This window comes from Streptomyces fragilis (assembly GCF_003112515.1).
Classification (GTDB): Bacteria; Actinomycetota; Actinomycetes; order Streptomycetales; family Streptomycetaceae; genus Streptomyces; species Streptomyces fragilis.
On record NZ_BEVZ01000002.1, the window covers coordinates 1,077,390 to 1,096,416 of the forward strand.

General features: G+C 73.6%; 15 protein-coding genes. 8 read left to right on the forward strand and 7 right to left on the reverse strand.

The features are described from left to right. Positions 1–7 precede the first annotated feature (7 nt). Positions 8–1,345 (reverse strand): crotonyl-CoA carboxylase/reductase, encoded by a 1,338-nt coding sequence (ccrA, locus tag Sfr03f_RS06740; RefSeq protein WP_174721559.1) that lies wholly within the window; start codon positions 1,343–1,345, stop codon positions 8–10. A gap of 546 nt (positions 1,346–1,891) precedes the next feature. Then, complete coding sequence (locus tag Sfr03f_RS06745) at positions 1,892–2,467, reverse strand: helix-turn-helix domain-containing protein (RefSeq protein WP_108952748.1); 576 nt, start codon at positions 2,465–2,467, stop codon at positions 1,892–1,894. Positions 2,468–2,769: 302 nt separating this feature from the next. Here Sfr03f_RS06745 and Sfr03f_RS06750 point away from each other — a divergent pair, with 302 nt between their 5' ends. Both Sfr03f_RS06750 and Sfr03f_RS06755 read left to right on the forward strand, forming a co-directional pair. Continuing rightward, positions 2,770–3,417, forward strand: coding sequence for an FMN-binding negative transcriptional regulator (locus Sfr03f_RS06750; RefSeq protein WP_108952749.1), 648 nt, complete (start codon positions 2,770–2,772; stop codon positions 3,415–3,417). Positions 3,418–3,462: 45 nt separating this feature from the next. Next, positions 3,463–4,170 (forward strand): B3/B4 domain-containing protein, encoded by a 708-nt coding sequence (locus tag Sfr03f_RS06755; RefSeq protein ID WP_108952750.1) that lies wholly within the window; start codon positions 3,463–3,465, stop codon positions 4,168–4,170. Positions 4,171–4,191: 21 nt separating this feature from the next. On the opposite strand, the gene Sfr03f_RS06760 is transcribed toward Sfr03f_RS06755, so the two are convergent. Both Sfr03f_RS06760 and Sfr03f_RS06765 read right to left on the reverse strand, forming a co-directional pair. Beyond that, positions 4,192–5,010, reverse strand: coding sequence for a TetR family transcriptional regulator (locus tag Sfr03f_RS06760; protein ID WP_245967428.1), 819 nt, complete (start codon positions 5,008–5,010; stop codon positions 4,192–4,194). 202 nt (positions 5,011–5,212) lie between these two features. Then, positions 5,213–7,027: a 3-hydroxyacyl-CoA dehydrogenase family protein gene (locus tag Sfr03f_RS06765; protein WP_108952752.1), complete on the reverse strand. Its 1,815-nt coding sequence runs from the start codon at positions 7,025–7,027 to the stop codon at positions 5,213–5,215. Positions 7,028–7,402: 375 nt separating this feature from the next. Between Sfr03f_RS06765 and Sfr03f_RS06770 the strand changes: the two genes are divergently transcribed. Continuing rightward, entirely contained in the window at positions 7,403–7,999 is a 597-nt protein-coding gene (locus Sfr03f_RS06770) for a HEAT repeat domain-containing protein (protein WP_245967429.1), read from the forward strand. Here the strand turns inward: Sfr03f_RS06770 and Sfr03f_RS06775 are convergent. The 3 genes from Sfr03f_RS06775 to Sfr03f_RS06785 all read right to left on the reverse strand — a co-directional run bounded on the left by Sfr03f_RS06775 (position 7,966) and on the right by Sfr03f_RS06785 (position 11,428). Continuing rightward, positions 7,966–8,463, reverse strand: coding sequence for a GNAT family N-acetyltransferase (locus Sfr03f_RS06775; RefSeq protein WP_108952753.1), 498 nt, complete (start codon positions 8,461–8,463; stop codon positions 7,966–7,968). The genes Sfr03f_RS06770 and Sfr03f_RS06775 overlap by 34 nt on opposite strands. Before the next feature lie 103 nt (positions 8,464–8,566). Continuing rightward, positions 8,567–10,126, reverse strand: a complete 1,560-nt coding sequence (locus tag Sfr03f_RS06780) for an alpha/beta hydrolase (RefSeq protein WP_108952754.1) — start codon at positions 10,124–10,126, stop codon at positions 8,567–8,569. 261 nt (positions 10,127–10,387) lie between these two features. Then, positions 10,388–11,428 (reverse strand): Rv2578c family radical SAM protein, encoded by a 1,041-nt coding sequence (locus Sfr03f_RS06785; RefSeq protein WP_108952755.1) that lies wholly within the window; start codon positions 11,426–11,428, stop codon positions 10,388–10,390. 173 nt (positions 11,429–11,601) lie between these two features. Between Sfr03f_RS06785 and Sfr03f_RS06790 the strand changes: the two genes are divergently transcribed. The 5 genes from Sfr03f_RS06790 to Sfr03f_RS06810 all read left to right on the forward strand — a co-directional run bounded on the left by Sfr03f_RS06790 (position 11,602) and on the right by Sfr03f_RS06810 (position 19,020). After that, positions 11,602–12,042: an SRPBCC family protein gene (locus Sfr03f_RS06790; RefSeq protein ID WP_108953499.1), complete on the forward strand. Its 441-nt coding sequence runs from the start codon at positions 11,602–11,604 to the stop codon at positions 12,040–12,042. Between the two features lie 385 nt (positions 12,043–12,427). After that, complete coding sequence (locus Sfr03f_RS06795) at positions 12,428–14,761, forward strand: MFS transporter (protein WP_372514311.1); 2,334 nt, start codon at positions 12,428–12,430, stop codon at positions 14,759–14,761. Positions 14,762–14,880: 119 nt separating this feature from the next. After that, entirely contained in the window at positions 14,881–15,714 is an 834-nt protein-coding gene (locus tag Sfr03f_RS06800; protein ID WP_108952756.1) for a M55 family metallopeptidase, read from the forward strand. Beyond that, complete coding sequence (locus Sfr03f_RS06805; RefSeq protein ID WP_108952757.1) at positions 15,707–17,029, forward strand: M20/M25/M40 family metallo-hydrolase; 1,323 nt, start codon at positions 15,707–15,709, stop codon at positions 17,027–17,029. The genes Sfr03f_RS06800 and Sfr03f_RS06805 overlap by 8 nt, the downstream gene beginning before the upstream one ends. Positions 17,030–17,034: 5 nt before the next feature. Further along, on the forward strand, positions 17,035–19,020 hold the full coding sequence (locus Sfr03f_RS06810) for a prolyl oligopeptidase family serine peptidase (RefSeq protein WP_108952758.1): 1,986 nt from the start codon (positions 17,035–17,037) through the stop codon (positions 19,018–19,020). Positions 19,021–19,027: the final 7 nt, after the last annotated feature.

Sequence of the window (19,027 nt, forward strand, 5' to 3'; positions counted from 1 at the left end):
CCGATCCTCAGACGTTCCGGAAGCGGTTGATCGCGTCGAGGTGCTGGGCGCGCATCTCGTGGTCGCGGACGCCCAGGCCCTCCTCGGGTGCCAGGCACAGCACGCCGACCTTGCCCTGGTGCAGGTTGCGGTGGACGTCGTAGGTGGCCTGGCCGGTCTCCTCCAGGCTGTACGTCTTCGACAGCGTCGGGTGGATCTTGCCCTTGGCGATCAGGCGGTTGGCCTCCCACGCCTCGCGGTAGTTGGCGAAGTGCGAGCCGATGATCCGCTTGAGCGACATCCACAGGTAGCGGTTGTCGTACTGGTGCATGTAGCCGGAGGTGGAGGCGCAGGTGGTGATGGTGCCGCCCTTGCGGGTGACGAAGACCGAGGCGCCGAAGGTCTCCTTGCCGGGGTGCTCGAAGACGATGTCGATGTCCTCGCCGCCGGTGAGCTCGCGGATGCGCTTGCCGAAGCGCTTCCACTCCTTCGGGTCCTGGGTGTTCTCGTCCTTCCAGAACCGGTAGTCCTCGGCCGCGCGGTCGATGATCAGCTCGGCGCCCATGGCGCGGCAGATCTCCGCCTTCTCCGGCGAGGACACCACGCAGATCGGGGTGGCGCCGCCGGCCAGCGCGAACTGGGTCGCGTAGGAGCCGAGGCCGCCGCTCGCGCCCCAGATCAGGACGTTGTCGCCCTGCTTCATGTTGGCGCCGTTGGCGGAGACCAGCTGCCGGTAGGCGGTGGAGTTGACCAGGCCCGGGGAGGCGGCCTCCTCCCAGGAGAGGTGGTCCGGCTTCGGCATCAGCTGGTTCGACTTGACCAGCGCGATCTCGGCGAGGCCGCCGAAGTTGGTCTCGAAGCCCCAGATGCGCTGCTCGGGGTCGAGCATCGTGTCGTTGTGGCCGTCCGAGGACTCCAGCTCGACGCTCAGACAGTGCGCGACGACCTCGTCGCCGGGCCGCCAGGCGTTGACGCCGGGGCCGGTGCGCAGGACGACGCCGGCCAGGTCGGAGCCGATGATGTGGTACGGGAGGTCGTGGCGCTTGGTCAGCTCGCTGACCTTGCCGTAACGCTCCAGGAAGCCGAAGGTCGACAGCGGCTCGAAGATGGACGTCCACACCGAGTTGTAGTTGACCGAGGAGGCCATCACGGCCACCAGGGCCTCGCCCGGGCCGAGTTCCGGCAGGGGGACGTCGTCCAGGTGCAGGGACTTGCGGGGGTCCTTGTCGCGGGTCGCGAGGCCCGCGAACATCTCCGTCTCGTCCTTGTGCACGGTGATCGCACGGTACGACTCGGGGAGCGGGAGGGCGGCGAAGTCCTCCGACGAGGCGTTCTGCGACTGGATCGCGTCCAGGATGTCCTTCACGGTCACGGTGTTGCCTCCGGCGACGGGCGCCCGCCTGAGGGGCGCAGAGGGTACGTCGGTGCTGCGGGTGTGGTGCGGTGCTGTGGGTGTGGTGCCGTCGGTTCGGCGGGTGGTGCGGCAGCGCGTGGTGGCGCGGGGGATGCCTGTGACGCAGGCGTCCGGACGCGCGTGGCCGTGGGGCCGTGCGGGGACACCCGGCGCACGGTTCGTGTGGTGCGCCGGCCGTCCGGACACCCACAACGTATGGCACGGCGTGACGGTTGACAAGGCACTGAGTGCCAGGAGTTCCGCTCAGGTGAAAACTTTGCCGTTCAGGTGAGCGATGATCGATCAGGCGAGGTTCCGGCGGCGTTTTCGATCGATGATCGATCAGCTCTCACAAGGGGCTTTGCCTCATCGGGCTGAAGCCGGTGCGGGCCCGCCGTCGCCTCCGTATGGACCCTTCCGGCACCTCGAACTGCCCGGAAAGGTCTTCGCTCGCACACTGCTCCGCCCCTGGGGTGACACTCGGTGCCACCTCCGCGGTGGCGTCGGTCATGGGGGGTGTTACGCGGGTCCCGGGGGCAGGTGGACGGTCATGATCAGATGGCAGGGCCCGCTGCCCGAGCCGCGGTAGGCGTGGGTGGTGTCGGCGTCGAAGGTGGCGGTCTGCCCGGCGGCGACGGTGTGCTCGACCCCGTCGACGACGAGCACCATCTCGCCCGTGGTGACGCTGACGGTCTCGGTCACGCCGGCCTGGTGCGGGTGGCTGGGGTACTCCTCGCCGGGCTCCAGCGTCCAGCGCCAGACCTCGGTGGCCGCCGGTCCGCCGGTGGTCAGCATGAGCCGGGCCTCGCTGCCGTGCTCGCCCTTCCACAGAGGAGTGACGGTGTCGGCGCTCACCACCCGTACGCGCTGCTCGGGGCGGCCTTCCGTCAGGGCGGAGACGGAGGCGCCGAGCGTGTCGGCGAGGCGGACCAGGGTGGCGAAGTTCGGATTGCCCTGGGCCTTCTCCAGGGCGACGAGGGCGCCCTTGCTGACCTTGGCCCGGCGGCCGAGTTCGTCCAGGGACAGCCCGGCGCGGATGCGGGCCGCGCGGACGTTGTGCGCGAGCGTCCGCAGCGCCGCCTCGGTCTCGGTCATCGCCGTCACCCCTCCGGGCGGGTAGGTCACCACACTGGACCGGGCGGTCGTTCGATTGACGACTTGTGGTCGGTGCGTTGTACGGTGGAGTCGTTCCATTGATGGTAGGGGATGGACCGCCCGCGGTCGCTCCACTGCCGGCCCTGGGCGGCTCCCCGGCCCGCGGACGCGCCGTCCTGCTCGCCGCAGCGTCCTGGCCGCACGCGTCCACCGCGCCCGGCTCACCGGCCCGGGCGCCGTCGCCGTCAGCCTCCTGACCCTCACCCTCACCTGAGCCATCCCCTCTCCGGAAGGAGCCCGGCGTGTTCATCCAGCCCTGGGACGCCGCCCTGGACGACGCCGAATGGCGGACCTGGATCGCGGACGGCCACGACTTCGGCATCCTCGCCGTCAACGGCCCGCCCGGACACCCGCCTGTCGTGGTGCCCACCCACTTCACCGTCGACGGCACCGCCCTGCTCGTCCACCTCGCCCGCCCCAACCCTGTCTGGAAGGCGATCGAGGCCGACCCGGACGTCACCTTCACCGTCACCGGGGACTACGCCTTCATCCCCGGGCCCTGGCGCGCCAAGCCCGGCGTCCCGCCCACCGACGGCGTGCCCACCAGCTACTACGCCGCCGTCCAGTTCACCTGCCGGGCCACCGTCGTCGACGAACCCGAGGCCAAGGCCGAGCTGCTGCGCCGCCAGATGGCCCACTTCCAGCCCGACGGCGACCACGCCGCCATCGAGATCGGCCTGCCTCCCTACGGGCGGATGCTGCCCGGCATCCGCGGCCTGCGCCTCGACGTCACCGAGGTCCGGGCCAAGTTCAAGTACGACGACCACAAGCCCGTCGAACAGCGCACCGACACCGCCCGCCGGCTCACCGAACGGGGCACCGCCCTGGACGTACCCACCGCCGCCCAGCAGCTCCGCCGCCTGGACCGCGTCGGTACCTGGAAGTCCTGACCGCCTTCGCCCCCCGGCCCGCTCACCGAACGGAACCGCTCCACGATGACCGCCCTGCGCATCAGCCCCGCCGTCGCCGACGCCTTCCCCGACACCCTGATCGCCGTCGTCACCGCCACCGGCCTGAACGGCCGCGAGGCCTGGCCCCGCACGGCTGCCGCCGTGGAGGTCCTGGAGCAGGACCTCGCCACCGGCGCCTGGACCCCCGCCGACGAGAGCGACCCGCGCATCGAGGCGTGGCACACCGCCTACCGCTCCTTCGGCACCAATCCCCGCCGCATCCGCCCCAGCGTCGACGCCCTCGGCCGCCGCCTGGCGAAGAAGGGCACGCTGCCCCGGATCAACCCGGCCGTCGACTCCTACAACGTCGTGTCCGTCCGCCACGCCCTGCCCGCCGGCGCCTTCGACCTCGACCACGTCACCGGCGACGTCGAGATCCGCCACGCCGACGGCACCGAGACCTTCACACCGCTCGGCGAACCCGGCACCGTGGAGAACCCCAGGACCGGCGAGATCGTCTACACCGACAGCACGGACGTGCTGACCCGGCACTGGAACCACCGCGACGCCCACCGCACCCGGGTCACCGAGGACTCCACCCACGTCGCCTTCGTCCTGGAGACCCTGCACGCCACCCGCGACGGCCACCTCCTGGCCGCCGCCGCCGGCGAACTGCGGGACCTGCTCGGCGAACACTCCGCCCGGGTCACCGTCCACCACCTCGGCCCCGCACACCCGCAGGCCACCCTCTGACCCCGTACCTCCCGGGAGGGATCAGGGGCGGTCGCGGAGGGCCTTCTCGATGGTGTGCATGATCTCGTCGAGGGGGGCGTCGACGCGGGCGACGGTGACGAGGACCTCCCCGGAGGCGGAGACCGAGGCCGCGTCGGGGGAGACCTGCCCAGCCCCGTCCCGCCCCGCGCCGATCCCCCGCCCGAACGTCCGCCGCACGATGGCGAAGGCGTGGTCCAGCTGCCGCTCCACGTCCCCCTGCCCGTCCGCCCGCAGCCACCGCCGCAGCACGTGGTTGTGGGCCGTGACGACCGCGGACGCCGCGACCTCCGCCAGCAGCGGGTCGTCGTTCGCGTCGTCCGCGTGCGCCTTCTCGTCGAAGTGGCCCAGCAGGTAGCGGGTGAACAGCCGCTCGTACCGGGCGACCGAGGCGATCTCCGCCTCCCGCAGCGTCGGCACCTCACGGGTCAGCTTGTAGCGCGCCACCGAGACCTCGGGGTGGGCCGCGTACATCCGCATGACCTCCTTGATGCCCCGGCACACCGTGTCCAGCGGATGCTCGTGCGCGGGGGCCGCCTTCAGCACCGCCTCCGCCCGGACCAGGGTGTCGTCGTGGTCCGGGAAGATCGCCTCCTCCTTCGAGCGGAAGTGGCGGAAGAAGGTGCGGCGGGCCACGCCGGCCGCCGCCGCGATCTCGTCGACGGTGGTGGCCTCGTACCCCTTGGTGGCGAACAGCTCCATGGCCGCCGCCGCCAGCTCGCGGCGCATCTTGAGCCGCTGGGCCGCGGCCCGGCTGCCCGCGGCGCTCTCCGGGGCGTCGGCCGCGGCGGGGGTACGTGTCGACTTGGCGGGGTGGGACATGCCCTGAACGTACTCCATCCGCGCACCCTCGTGCGCGCGTCCCGGTCCGCCCCGTCCGGCGGTGGACCGGGCGACGCGAGGCGGGGCCGGCGCCAGGGGCGCCACCGGGCCGGGCGGAGGGAAGCCGGGCCTCTCCAGCAGGCCTCCCCAGTCCCCGGGGGACTCCGGGTCCCCCGGGGCGCGGCCGGCGCGCGGGCGGGGCTCAGCGCCGGGCATATTCGCGGAAGCCGCGGCCCGTCTTCCGGCCCAGGCAGCCCGCGGCCACCAGGTGCTCCAGGAGCGGCGCCGGGGCCAGGCCCGGGTCGCGGAACTCGCGGTGCAGCACCTTCTCGATGGCCAGCGAGACGTCCAGCCCGACCACGTCCAGCAGTTCGAACGGGCCCATCGGGTAGCCGCCGCCCAGCTTCATCGCGGCGTCGATGTCGTCCAGCGTCGCGTAGTGCTCCTGGACCATCTTCACCGCGTTGTTGAGGTAGGGGAACAGCAGCGCGTTGACGATGAAGCCGGCCCGGTCGCCGCAGTCCACGGGGTGCTTGCGGATCTTCCGGCAGACCTCGAGAACGGTGGCGTGCACGTCGTCGTCGGTGAGCACCGTGCGGACCACCTCGACCAGCTTCATCGCCGGGGCCGGGTTGAAGAAGTGCATGCCGATCACGTCGCGCGGGCGGGAGGTCGCCCGGGCGCAGGCGACCACCGGCAGCGAGGAGGTGGTCGTGGCCAGGACCGCGCCCGGCTTGCAGACCTTGTCCAGCGCGGCGAACAGCTGCTGCTTGACCCCGAGGTCCTCGGCGACGGCCTCCACGGCCAGGTCGACCTCGGCGAAGGCGTCGTAGGAGCCGGCCGGGGTGATCCGGTCCAGGGTCTGCGCCGCCGCCTCGGCGGTCATCCGGCCCCGGTCCACCGAGCGGGCCAGCGACTTGCCGATCCGCGTCTTGGCGGCGGTCGCCTTCTCCTCGCTGCGGGCGGCGATCACGACGTCGTAGCCGGCCTTGGCGAAGACCTCGGCGATGCCGGAGGCCATGGTGCCGGAGCCCGCGACGCCGACCGAGCGCACCGGACGGCCCGCGCCGGCCTCGGCGTCCTGGCGCGGGGTGAGCGCGTCCGGGACGACGGTGGCGGAGCCGGGCGCCTCGTAGGTGTAGAAACCGCGGCCGGACTTGCGGCCGTTGAGCCCGGCGTCGCTGAGCTGGCGCAGGATCGGCGCCGGGGCGTGCAGCCGGTCGCGGGACTCCTGGTACATCGCCTCCAGCACGGTGCGGGCGGTGTCGACCCCGATCAGGTCCAGCAGCGCGAGGGGGCCCATGGGCAGGCCGCAGCCGAAGCGCATCGCCGCGTCGATGTCCTCGCGGGAGGCGTACCGCGACTCGTACATCGCGGCGGCCTGGTTGAGGTAGCCGAACAGCAGCCCGTCGGCGACGAAGCCGGGCCGGTCGCCCACCTTCACCGGCTCCTTGCCCAGTTCGACCGCCAGGTCGGTCACGGCGGCGACGGCGGCCGGCGCGGTGAGCACCGAGGAGACGATCTCGACCAGCTTCATCGCGGGCGCCGGGTTGAAGAAGTGCAGGCCCAGCACCCGCTCGGGGCGGGCCGAGTCGGCGGCGAGCCGGGTCACCGACAGGGCGTTGGTGCCGGTCGCCAGGATCGCGTCCGGGCGGACGATGCCGTCCAGGGCGCGGAAGATGCCCTGCTTGACGTCGTACGACTCCGGGGCCACCTCGATCACCAGGTCGGCGGGGGCGGCGTCGGCGAGGTCGCCGGAGGTGCGCAGCCGGCCGAGGACCCGCTCGCGCTCCTCCTCGGTCAGCCTGCCCTTGGCGACGGAACGGGCGGTGGAGGTCTCCAGCGCGGCGGTGGCGCGGGCGGCGGCCTCCGGACTGACGTCGATGCCGACGACGTCGCGGCCGGCCCGGGCGAGGACCTCGGCGATGCCCGAGCCCATCGTGCCGAGGCCCACCACGGCGACGGTCCGGAGGGTGGAGGCGCTGTCGGAGGGGGACAGGGAAGAGGGAGCGGCCATGACGGACTCCAGGAAGGCGTGAGGTGACGGCTGGGACGCGACGCCGGCGGCGAAGGCCGAAGGGCGTGCGCGGATGAGGAGTCGGCGAGGTCGACGGCGACCTGCCGGGTCGTGCGGGCGTGCCTGTGTCCGACCGGTCCTGTCCCGGAACCGGGTCGTGCGGCGTTGCCGCGGTACGCCGTACGGGACGTACGTGCCTGTACCGAACCGACTGCGCTCGCGGCGGCTGCGTCACCAGGCCGCTGCGAGGAGGTGCGAGGGGTAGCTCGCTCGAATGAGCTTAACCGGCCGGTAGTGAGCGCGCCAGAGGGTGCGGCGTGTTCGGGTGTGTGATCCGGCTCCCACGGGGCCGGGTGATTTGCGTAGGGTTGGGGCGTGAACGACGACGAGGGTCAACTCGCGCTGTTGGACGCCCGGTTGCGGGCCGAGTCCGGGGGAGGGTTCGCCCACCGGCGGCTGGTGTCGGACGCCGGGGCCGAGGAGCTCGCCGAGGTGCTGAGCGAGCCCGGACACCCACTGTGGGCGGTGGAACTGGCCGCCTTCCGGCTCGGACTGGCCGGTGACGTCCGGGCGTTCGAACCCCTGGTGCTGCTGCTGAACCACCGGGACGCGCCGCGCTGCGCCTCGGCGGCCCACGCGCTGGCCCGGCTGGGCGATCCGCGCACCGCGCGGGCGGCGGCCGCGCTCGCCACCAACGAACTGCGCGTGGGCTACGCCCTCCACCCGGTGCGGCTGCTGGTCGCCCTGCGGGCGCCCGAGGCGGTACCCGCGCTGGTGACCGTGCTGGAGCGGCGGCTGTCCGCGGCGCGCGACCCGCACCGGGAGGTGGCGCTGGCCTGCGTCGAAGGGCTCGGCGAACTCCGCGACCCGCGCGGCCGGGCGGTGCTGGAACGGGCTCTGCGAAGGGAGGAGTTGGCGGAGGCCGCCCGCGCCGCCCTTCAGTCGCTGGAGGCCGCCCCGGGCCGGACGTAGCGGACCTCGGGGACGTCCACGCCGTCCACCGTGTAGGGCTCCTCGGCACCGTCGCGGGCGAAACCGTGGCGCTCGTAGAAGGCGCGGGCCGCGGTGTTGTCGCGCACCACCCACAGGTAGGTGTCGCCCTCGGCGGGCAGGCACGCGCGCAGCAGGGCGCTGCCGAGCCCGGCGCGGTGGTGCGCAGGGTCCACGTACAGGGTGTAGAGCTCCCAGCCCGGTTCGGGATCGCGGTTCGGGCCGAGGCAGGCCCAGCCGGCGACCTGCCCGTCGCGCTCGGCGACCAGGTTGACGACGCCGGGGCCGGCGCCCTCCAGGAGCGTGCGGTGGCGCGCCGCGGCGGCGACCGGGTCCATCCGGTCCAGGTACCCCTGGGGCATCAGTCCCGCGTAGGCGTACCGCCATCCGGCTGTCCGCACCTCGGCGACGCGCGCGCAGTCGTCGGCCGTCATCTCTCTGATCATCCGGCCATGATGCCCCGCCCACCGGACGGCCTGCTCCGGCTTTTCGTCCCGCCACCGGGGCCGCGCGGGTACGGCTCGCCGCCGCACCCGCGCGGTGTCCGGGTCAGGGCCGGGGGAGCGGCCAGGGGTGGGGCGGGACGACGGCCCGGGTGGCCTCCTGGGCGGGCTTCGGGTCGGGGAGGGCCGGGCAGGTGGCGTCGGCGTCACCGGAGGGACGGCGCGGGACGGTGCCGTCGGTGAGGTAGGCCGCGAGGTGCCGGTCGAGGCACCTGTTGCCCGACAGGGTGACGCCGTGGTTGCCGCCGCCCTCCTCGACCACCAGGGAGGAGCCGCGCAGCAGGCGGTGCGTCCGCACCGCCCCGGCGTACGGCGTCGCCGCGTCCCCGGTCGCCTGGAAGATCAGCACCGGCGGCGCCTTGTGGTTCGTGACGTCCAGGGGCCGCCGCAGGCCCTGCGTGGGCCAGAACGCGCAGGGCGCGTTGTACCAGGCGTTGCTCCAGGTCATGAAGCGCGCCTTCTCGTGCACCGCCCAGTTGTCGGCGCGCCACCGCCCCCACTCCCGCGGCCAGGGGGCGTCGCGGCACAGCACCGACGTGTAGACGCTGTACCCGTTGTCCCCTGCGGCGTCCACCGCGCCGACCGCCCGGTAGGCCTGCACCAGCGGTGCGGGCTGCTTCTTCACCGAGTAGGCGGAGAACGCCCGGGCCAGCAGCGGCCAGTAGCCGTTGTGGTAGCCGCCCGGCAGGAAGAGGTCCTCCAGTTCCGCCGGGCCGACCACGCCCTGGGCGGGCTTCGCGGCGACCGCCGCGCGCATCGCGTACCACTTCGCCTCGACCCGCGCCGGGTCGGCGCCGAGCCCGTAGACGGCGTCGTGCCGCGCCACCCAGGCCATGAAGGCGCGGTGGCGGTCCTCGAAGGCGATGTCCTGCTGGAGGTTGTTCTCGTACCAGATCCCGGTGGGGTCGACCACGGAGTCGAGCACCATCCGCCGCACCCGGTGCGGGTACAGCTTGGCGTACACCGAGCCCAGGTAGGTGCCGTAGGAGTAGCCGAGGTAGTTGATCCTCTGCGCGCCGAGCGCGCGCCGGATCACGTCGAGGTCCTTCGCCGCGCTCACCGTGTCGATGTACGGCAGCAGGTCCCGGTGCTTCTTCCCGCAGGCGGCTGCGAAGGCCCGCGCGCGCTCCAGGTTCGCCCGCTCCAGCGCGGCGGTGGCCGGCACCGTGTCGGGGCGGACCGGGGCGGAGTGGCCCGGCACGCAGTTCAGCGCGGGGCGCGACTTCCCGACCCCGCGGGGGTCGAAGCCGACGACGTCGTAGCGCGCGGCCACGGACGCGGGAAGCCCGGAGGCGACGACGCGGGCGAGGCCCACCCCGCTGCCGCCGGGGCCGCCGGGGTTGACCAGCAGCGGGCCGAGCGACTTCTTCGCGGTGTGCGGGACGCGGGTGAGGGCCAGGGCGATCTTCCGGCCGTCCGGGGCGGCGTGGTCCAGCGGCACCCGCACGGTGGCGCACTGGAGCCGGGGCGCGTCCTCGGTGGCGCACTTCTTCCAGGCGGGCCGCGGCGGGGCGGGTGCCGGAGCGGCCTGCGCCGTCGGTACGGCGGTCAGGGCCGAGGCCAGCGCGACGGCGGTGCCGCACAGGACGGCGACGCGTTTCTTCATCAGTCTCCCCGGGGTCCGGCGGTCCGTGCGTGCCACGGCCCAGGGCGCATCGTGCCGTCGGAAGGGGGGAGGAAGAACACGTTTCGGGGGAGATTGACCCCTTCGGGTCGCGCCCGTGCCGCCGGGCGGGGCACGCCGCGCACGGCGGAGCGTCCGGCGGCGAGCGTTCGGCCCGGAGCCTGCCGCGTCCGCGGCGGGTGGAGGAGCCCGCTCGGAGCGCGGGGGCGGGAAGCCGCTCGGAGCGCGGGTGCGGGAGCCCGGTCACAGCAGCGAGAGCTGCACCGGGCCCTCCGCGTCGGCGGCGGCCTCGGTGGCCGGCCGGGCGGGGCGGACGCGGCGGCGGGCCGCTCCGCCCTCCGGGCCGATGCCGTACTCGCGGGCCAGCTCGTGCACCTGGCGGGTGATCTGCCGCTGGTACCAGGTCGGCGCGTACGCCCCGCCCGCGTACATCCGCTCGTAGCGGCCCACCAGCCCGGGGTGGTGCTCGGCCAGCCAGGCCATGTACCACTCGCGCGCCCCGGGCCGCAGGTGCAGCACGAGCGGCGTCACCGAGCTCGCCCCCGCCTCGGCGACGGCACGCACGGTCGCGCGCAGCTGGTCGGGCCGGTCGCCGAGGAAGGGGATCACCGGGGCCATCAGCACCCCGCAGTCGATGCCGTGCTCGGCGAGCGTGCGGACGACGTCCAGCCGGCGTTCGGGCGCGGGGGTCCCCGGCTCCACGGTGCGCCACAGCTCCCGGTCGACGAAACCGACGGAGACGTTCACGCCCACGTCGGTGACCTCGGCCGCCTGCTCCAGCAGTTCGAGGTCGCGCAGGATCAGCGTGCCCTTGGTCAGGATGGAGAAGGGGTTCGCGTGGTCGCGCAGCGCCGCGATGATCCCCGGCATCAGGCGGTAACGGCCCTCGGCCCGCTGGTAGCAGTCGACGTTCGTGCCCATCGCGATGTGCTCGCCCTGCCAGGCCCGGGAGGCCAGCTTGGCGTGCAGCAGCTCGGGGGCGTTCAGCTTCACCACGATCTGCGAGTCGAAGCCGAGGCCGGTGTCGAGGTCCAGGTAGCTGTGCGTCTTGCGGGCGAAGCAGTAGACGCAGGCGTGGGTGCAGCCGCGGTACGGGTTCACCGTCCATTCGAACGGCATCCGGGACGCGCCCGGCACCCGGTTCACGATCGAGCGCGCCCTGATCTCGTGGAAGGTGACGCCGCGGAACTCCGGGGTGTCGAAGGTCCGGGTGGTCACCGAGTCCGCCCCGAACAGGGCGGGGTCCGTCTGCCCGGACTCCGGCGTGAGGTTCTCCCAGCGCATGCAGGCCTCGCTTCGGTCGTGTCGAACAGCGATAATAGAACACTTGTTCCCTTGATCGTGCGATCGGCACCCGGCGGAACGGCCGGGCGCGGTGTGCCGCCGATTTGGCGGGCGTGTGCGGGGGTGGTTTGCTGGCGCCGGACGTGCTGGATCCCCAGGAGCTGGAGGAAGCGATGGCGCAGGTGGAGGCCACGACCGAGCGGGTCGTCGCGGCGAACGCGCAGGAGGTGTACGCCGCTCTCGCGGACTACGAGGGCACGCGCGCCAGGCTGCTGCCCGAGCAGTTCAGCGAGTACGAGGTGCGCGAGGGCGGCAGGGGCGCGGGCACCCTGGTGCACTGGAAGCTGCAGGCGACCGAGAAGCGGGTGCGGGACTGCCTCCTGGAGGTGACCGAGCCGTCCGCCGGGGAGCTCGTCGAGAAGGACCGCAACTCCTCCATGGTCACCACCTGGCGGGTCACCCCGGCCGGCGAGGGGAAGTCCCGGGTCGCCGTCAGCACCGTCTGGAACGGCGCCGGCGGGATCGGCGGCTTCTTCGAGAAGACCTTCGCGCCCAGGGGACTGGCCCGGATCTACGACGCCCTCCTCGCCCGGCTGGCCTCCGAGGTGGAGTGACCTCCTGGGTGGAGTGACCTCCGGGGTTGGAGTGACCTCCGCCGCGGTGTCGTGGCCGGCCGCAGGACCCGGTCGGTCACGACAGCCGGGGGCCGGCCGGTCAACAGCCCTCTGGCGAAGCCCTGTTGCCCTCACCGTTTCGAGTGACTTGCGTAACCGTAATCCTTCGCTGCCGTTCGCCTGGTGACGTGCGACGAACGGGAGGGCGCAAGTGGGCGTGACGGGCGGGACCGCGCTGCTGCGGGACGAGGCCGGGCGGCGGGACCGGACCGGGGCGCCGGCGCCGGGCGGCGAGGACACCCTCCCGCTCCCCGCGGCGCAGGCGTCCGCCGAGCCGCCCGCGCGGCTCACCCCGCGCGGCGTGCGGCTGGTGTTCGCCGGACTGATGCTCGCGCTGCTGCTCGCGGCGCTGGAGCAGATGATCGTCGCCACCGCCCTGCCGAGGATCGTCGGCGACCTCCGGGGCATGGAGAAGATGTCCTGGGCCATCACGGCCTACCTGCTGACCTCCACCGTGGTGCTCCCGGTCTACGGAAAGCTCGGCGACCTCTTCGGCCGCAAGGGCGTCTTCCTGTTCGCCATCGTCGTCTTCGTCGTGGGCTCCGCCGCCTGCGGACGGGCGGAGACGATGGACCAGCTGATCGCCTTCCGGGCGGTCCAGGGGATCGGCGCCGGCGGGCTGATGATCGGCGTGCAGGCGATCATCGCGGACATCGTGCCGCCCCGCGAACGCGGGCGCTTCATGGGGCTGATCGGCGCCTCCTTCGGCCTGGCCTCGGTGGCCGGACCGCTGCTCGGCGGCTACTTCACCGACCACCACTCCTGGCGCTGGTGCTTCTACTTCAACGTGCCCTTCGGCCTGGTCACGCTGGTCGTGGTGGCCTTCGTGCTCAAGCTGCCCAAACCCGCCGCGCGGCCCCGCCTGGACGTCCTGGGCACGATCCTGCTGGTCGCCGCCTCGACCTGCCTGGTGCTGCTGACCAGCTGGGGCGGCACCGAGTACGCCTGGGACTCCCCGCAGATCCTCGGCCTGGCCGGGGGCGCCGTCGTCGCCACGGCGCTCTTCGTGGTCGCCGAGCGGTTCGCGGCCGAACCGCTCATCCCGCTGCGGCTGTTCCGCGACCCGGTCTTCAACGTCACCGCCCTGGTCGGCCTGGTCGTCGGCATCGCGCTGTTCGGCGCCGCCAGCTACCTGCCCAGCTACCTCCAGATGGTCGACGGGGCCACCGCCACCGAGTCCGGCCTGCTGATGCTGCCCATGATGGGCGGGGTGGTCGGCGCCTCGGTGCTCTCCGGGCAGCTGATCAGCCGCACCGGCCGCTACCGGATCTACCCGATCCTCGGCGGCGCGCTCTCCGCCGTCGGCATGGGGCTGCTGTCGCTCCTGGACACCGGCACCGAGCGGGTCACCTACAGCGCCTGGATGTTCGTCCTGGGCGTGGGCATCGGCCTGGTGATGCCGGTCCTGGTGCTCGCCGTCCAGAACTCCGTGCGCCCCGCCGACCTGGGCACCGCCACCAGCGCCAACAACTACTTCCGGCAGATCGGCGGCAGCGTCGGCGCCGCCGTCTTCGGCACCCTCTTCGCCGACCGCTTCACCGACGCCCTCGCCGACCGGCTGCCCGGCCTGCCCGGCGGCGCGGCCGCCGCCCCGCACACCGAGTCCGTGAGCCCGGAGATGGTGCGGGCACTGCCGGCGCCGCAGCGCGACGCCTACATCGCGGCCTACGCCGAGGCCATGCCGCGGATCTTCCTCTACCTGGTGCCGGTCCTCGTGCTCGGCCTGATCATCGCCTTCTTCCTCAAGGAGAAACCGCTGGTGTCCCACAACGTCCCCGCCGCAGAGCCCCAGGGCGCCGAGCCGGCCGCGGCGGCCGCTGCCGCCGCCCCCTACGCGGCCTCCGTCCCGCTCACCGTCGAGGTGACCGCCTCGGTGCCCGGCGCCCGGGCCCCCTACGGCGGCGGGATCGCCGTCTGCGGCGCGGTGCGGCACGCCGACGGCACGGTGGTGCCGCGCGCGGCGCTCACCCTGATCGACGGCGCCGGGCAGCAGGTCGGGCGCGGCGCCAGCGGCGAGGACGGCCGCTACGCGCTGGCCACCCCCGGCCCCGGCTCCTACGTGCTGATCGCCGCCGCCGGCGGGCACCAGCCGCAGGCCGTGCAGGTCACGGTGGGGGAGCGGCCGGTCGGGATGGACGTGGTCCTCGGCGGCGCCGGACGCCTCGCCGGGACCGTCACCACCGCCGACGGCACCCCGGTGCGGGACGCCACCGTCACCCTCACCAACGTCCACGGCGAGGTGGTCTCCGCCTCCCGCAGCGGCTACGACGGCGGCTACGTCATCAGCGACCTGGTGGCCGGCGAGTACACCCTGGCCGCCAGCGCCCACGCCTACCGGCCCACCGCCCTGCCGGTCACCGTGCAGGCCTCCCGGGAGACCCGGCAGGACATCGAGCTGGCCGGCGGAGCGGTGCTGCGCGGCGTGGTCCGGGGCGGCGGCGGACGGCCCGTGGAGGACGCCCGGGTCACCCTGCTGGACGCCGCGGGCAACGTCGTGGACACCCTCACCACCGGCCCCGACGGCACCTTCCGCTTCGTCGACCTGTCCTCCGGCGAGTACACCGTGATCGCCGCCGGCTACCCGCCGGTCGCCACCGTCCTGCAGGTGGCCGGCGGCGGCCGCACCGAGCGCGACCTGCAGCTCGGGCACCAGGACTGACCCGCCGGGGCCGGCCGGGGGTTCCCCGCGGCCCCGGCACGGGGGAAGATCGCGCCCTGACCGCCTCGGTCTACACTCACGCCCATGCACGCGTGTGACCGGCAGGAACGGAGCGACCGATGAAGATCCTCATCAGCGCGGACATGGAGGGCGCCACCGGCGTCACCTGGCCGGCCGACGTGCTGCCGGGCACCCCCCAGTGGGAGCGCTGCCGTCCGATGTTCACCTCGGACGTCCAGGCCGCCGCGCTCGGCTTCTTCGACGGCGGCGCCGACCAGGTGCTCGTCAACGAGGCCCACTGGAGCATGCGCAACCTGCTGCTCGAGCAGCTCGACGACCGGGTCGAGATGCTCACCGGCCGGCACAAGGCGCTCTCCATGGTCGAGGGCGTCCAGCACGGCGACGTCGACGGCATCGCCTTCATCGGCTACCACGGCGGCGCCGGGATGGAGGGCGTCCTCGCCCACACCTACCTCGCCAACCAGCTCACCGGGGTCTGGCTCGACGACGTCCGCGCCAGCGAAGGCCTGCTCAACGCCCATCTGGTGGCCGAGTACGGGGTACCGGTCATTCTGGTGACCGGCGACGACGTGGCCTGCGACGACGCCCTCGGGTACGCGCCCGAGGCGCGGAAGGTCGCGGTGAAGGACCACGTCTCGCGCTACGCGGCCGTGTGCCGCACGCCGGCCCGGACCCACGCGGACATCCGGGCGGCCGCCAAGGAGGCGGTGTCGCTGGCGGTCCGTCACGAGCCCGTGACGGCCGGCCCGCGTACCGTCGCCGTGGAGTTCGACGCGGAACACCTGGCCGACGCGGCTACCGTCGTGCCGGGCGTGGACCGGGTCGGCGAGCGCAAGGTCGCCTACACCGAAGCGAACATGTACGACGCAATCCGCACCTTCAAGGCGGTCACCACGATCGTCTCGGCCGCGGTGGAGGAGACGTATGGCTGATCAGCAGGCCCTCGACGAGGTCGTGACCTTCGCGTCCGACCTGATCCGCATCGACACCACCAACCGGGGCGGCGGCGACTGCCGCGAACGCCCCGCCGCCGAGTACGCGGCGGCCCGGCTCGCCGAGGCGGGCCTGGAGCCCACGCTCCTGGAGCGCACCGAAGGACGCACCAACGTCGTCGCCCGCCTCGAGGGCACCGACCCCTCGGCGGACGCGCTCCTGGTCCACGGCCACCTCGACGTGGTGCCCGCCGACGCCTCCGAGTGGACCGTGCACCCCTTCTCCGGGGAGATCCGCGACGGCGTGCTCTGGGGCCGCGGCGCGGTGGACATGAAGAACATGGACGCGATGATCCTCTCCGTGGTCCGCTCCTGGGCCCGCGAGGGCGTGCGGCCCCGCCGCGACATCGTCATCGCCTTCACCGCCGACGAGGAGGACAGCGCCGTCGACGGCTCCGGCTTCCTCGCCGACCAGCACGCGGGGCTGTTCGAGGGCTGCACCGAGGGCGTCAGCGAGTCCGGCGCCTACACCTTCCACGACGGCTCCGGCGCCCGGATCTACCCCATCGGCGCCGGCGAACGCGGCACCGGCTGGCTGCGGCTCACCGCGCGCGGACGCGCCGGCCACGGCTCCAAGGTCAACCGCGCCAACGCCGTCACCCGCCTCACCGCGGCGGTCACCCGGCTCGGCGAGCACAACTGGCCGCTGAACCTCACCCCGACCGTGCGCGCCGCGATCGCCGAACTCGCCGCGGTCTACGGCATCGACTCCACGCGCTACGACCTCACCGACTCCGACCAGGTCGACGAGCTGCTGGTGAAGATCGGCCCCGCCGCCGCCCTGGTCGAGCCCACCCTGCGCAACAGCACCAACCCGACCATGCTGGACGCCGGCTACAAGGTCAACGTGATCCCCGGCGAGGCCGGCGCGCACGTCGACGGGCGCTTCCTGCCGGGCGGCGAGGAGGACTTCGAGCGCACCCTGGACGAGCTGACCGGCCCCGACGTCGAGTGGGAGTACTACCACCGCGAAGGCGCCCTGCAGGCACCGGTGGACTCCCCGACCTTCGCCAAGCTGCGCGCCGCCGTCGAGGAGTTCGACCCCGAGGCGCACACCGTGCCGTACTGCATGTCCGGCGGCACCGACGCCAAGCAGTTCGCCCGGCTCGGCATCACCGGGTACGGCTTCGCCCCCGTCTGGCTGCCCGAGGGCTTCGCCTACCAGCAGCTCTTCCACGGCGTGGACGAACGGGTGCCCGTCGAAGGACTGCACTTCGGCGTCCGCGTGCTCGACCGCTTCCTGCGGACGGCCTGACAGAGATGGGGGACCAGGTGCGGAAACTGGCGTACGGGACGTGGCCCTCGCCGATCGGGGCGGCGCTGGCCGCCGACCACGACGGAGCCCCGCAGTACCCCGGGTTCGTCGGCGACGAGGTCTGGTGGACCGAGCCCCGGCCCGCCGAGGCAGGCCGCCGCGCCCTGGTGCGCCGCCGCGCCGACGGCACCGAGGAATCGGTGCTGCCCCCGCCGTGGAACGTGCGCAGCCGGGTGATGGAGTACGGCGGCCGCCCCTGGACCGGGACCGTCCGAGAAGGACGGCCGGTCGTCGTCTTCGTGAACTTCGCCGACCAGCGGCTCTACCGCCACGAGGTGGAGGGCGGCGGCGAACCGCAGCCGCTCACCCCCCTGTCCTCCGTGGGCGGCGGCCTGCGCTGGGCAGAGCCCGAGGTGCGCGAAGGACCGGGCGGCAGGGCCGAGGTCTGGTGCGTGCTGGAGGAGTACACCGGCGACGGCCCCTCCGACCTGCGGCGCCTGCACGTGGCGGTGCCGCTGGACGGCAGCGCCGCCGAGGACCGCGGCGCGCTGCGTGAGCTGTCCCGCCCCACCCACCACTTCGTCACCGGGGCGCGCGTCTCCCCGGACGGCACCCGGGCCGCCTGGCTGGCCTGGGACCACCCCCGGATGCCCTGGGACGGCACCGAACTGGTGGTCGCCGACATCACCGAGGACGGCGTTCTCGCCATGCCGCGGGTGATGGCCGGCGGCGAGGAGGAGTCCGTCGCCCAGGTCGAGTGGACGGCCGACGGCCGGCTGATGTGGAGCAGCGACCACTCCGGCTGGTGGAACCTCTACCGGGACGGCGAGCCGGTCTGCCCCCGCGAGGAGGAGTTCGGCGGACCGGTGTGGACGCCGGGCAGCCGCTGGTTCGCGCCGCTCGAATGCGGGCTGGTCGCCGTCCTGCACGGCAAGGGCGCCCAGGTGCTCGGCGTGCTCGACCCCGAGGCCTGCGAGGTCGTCGACGCCGCCGGTCCCTGGAGCGAGTTCGCCGCCGCGCTCGCGGTGCACGGCGACCGGGTCGTGGCGGTCGGAGCGGGCGCCAGGCGCTCCTTCGAGGTCGTCGAGCTGGACACCCGGCTGGGCAGCGCCCGCGTCATCGGCTCCGCCCACCGGGACAGCGTCGACCCCGCCTACCTGCCCGAACCCGAGGCGCGGGTCTTCACCGCCGCCGACGGCCGGGAGGTGCACGCGCAGGTCTACCCGCCGCACCACCCCGAGGTGACCGGCCCCGACGGCGAACTGCCGCCGTACGTGGTCTGGGCGCACGGCGGGCCCACCAGCCGGGTGCCCATGGTGCTCGACCTGGAGATCGCCTACTTCACCTCCCGCGGCATCGGCGTCGTCGAGGTCAACTACGGCGGGTCCACCGGCTACGGACGCGAGTACCGCAACCGGCTGCGCGAGCAGTGGGGCGTGGTCGATGTCGAGGACTGCGCGGCCGCCGCCCTCGCCCTCGCCGAGGAGGGCGTCGCCGACCGCGCCCGGCTGGCCGTGCGCGGAGGCAGCGCGGGCGGCTGGACCACCGCCGCCTCGCTCGCCTTCACCGACGTCTACGCCTGCGGCACCGTCATCTACCCCGTGCTCGACCTGACCGCGTGGGCCTCCGGGGAGACCCACGACTTCGAGTCGCGCTACCTGGAATCCCTGGTCGGCCCGCTGGCCGAGGTGCCCGAGCGGTACCGGGAGCGCTCGCCCGGTGAGAGCCCCGAGCGGATCGAGGCGCCGTTCCTGCTGCTCCAGGGGCTGGAGGACCCGATCTGCCCGCCCGCGGCGAGCGAGCGGTTCCTCGAGCGGGTCCGGGCCGGCGGGCGGGGCGTCCCGCACGCCTACATCGCCTTCGAGGGCGAGGGCCACGGGTTCCGGCGCGCCGACACGATGGTCCGGGCGCTGGAGGCGGAACTGTCGCTGTACGCGCAGGTGTTCGGCTTCGAGGCGCCGGACGTGCCGGTGCTGGAACTGAGGAAGTAGGGGCGAC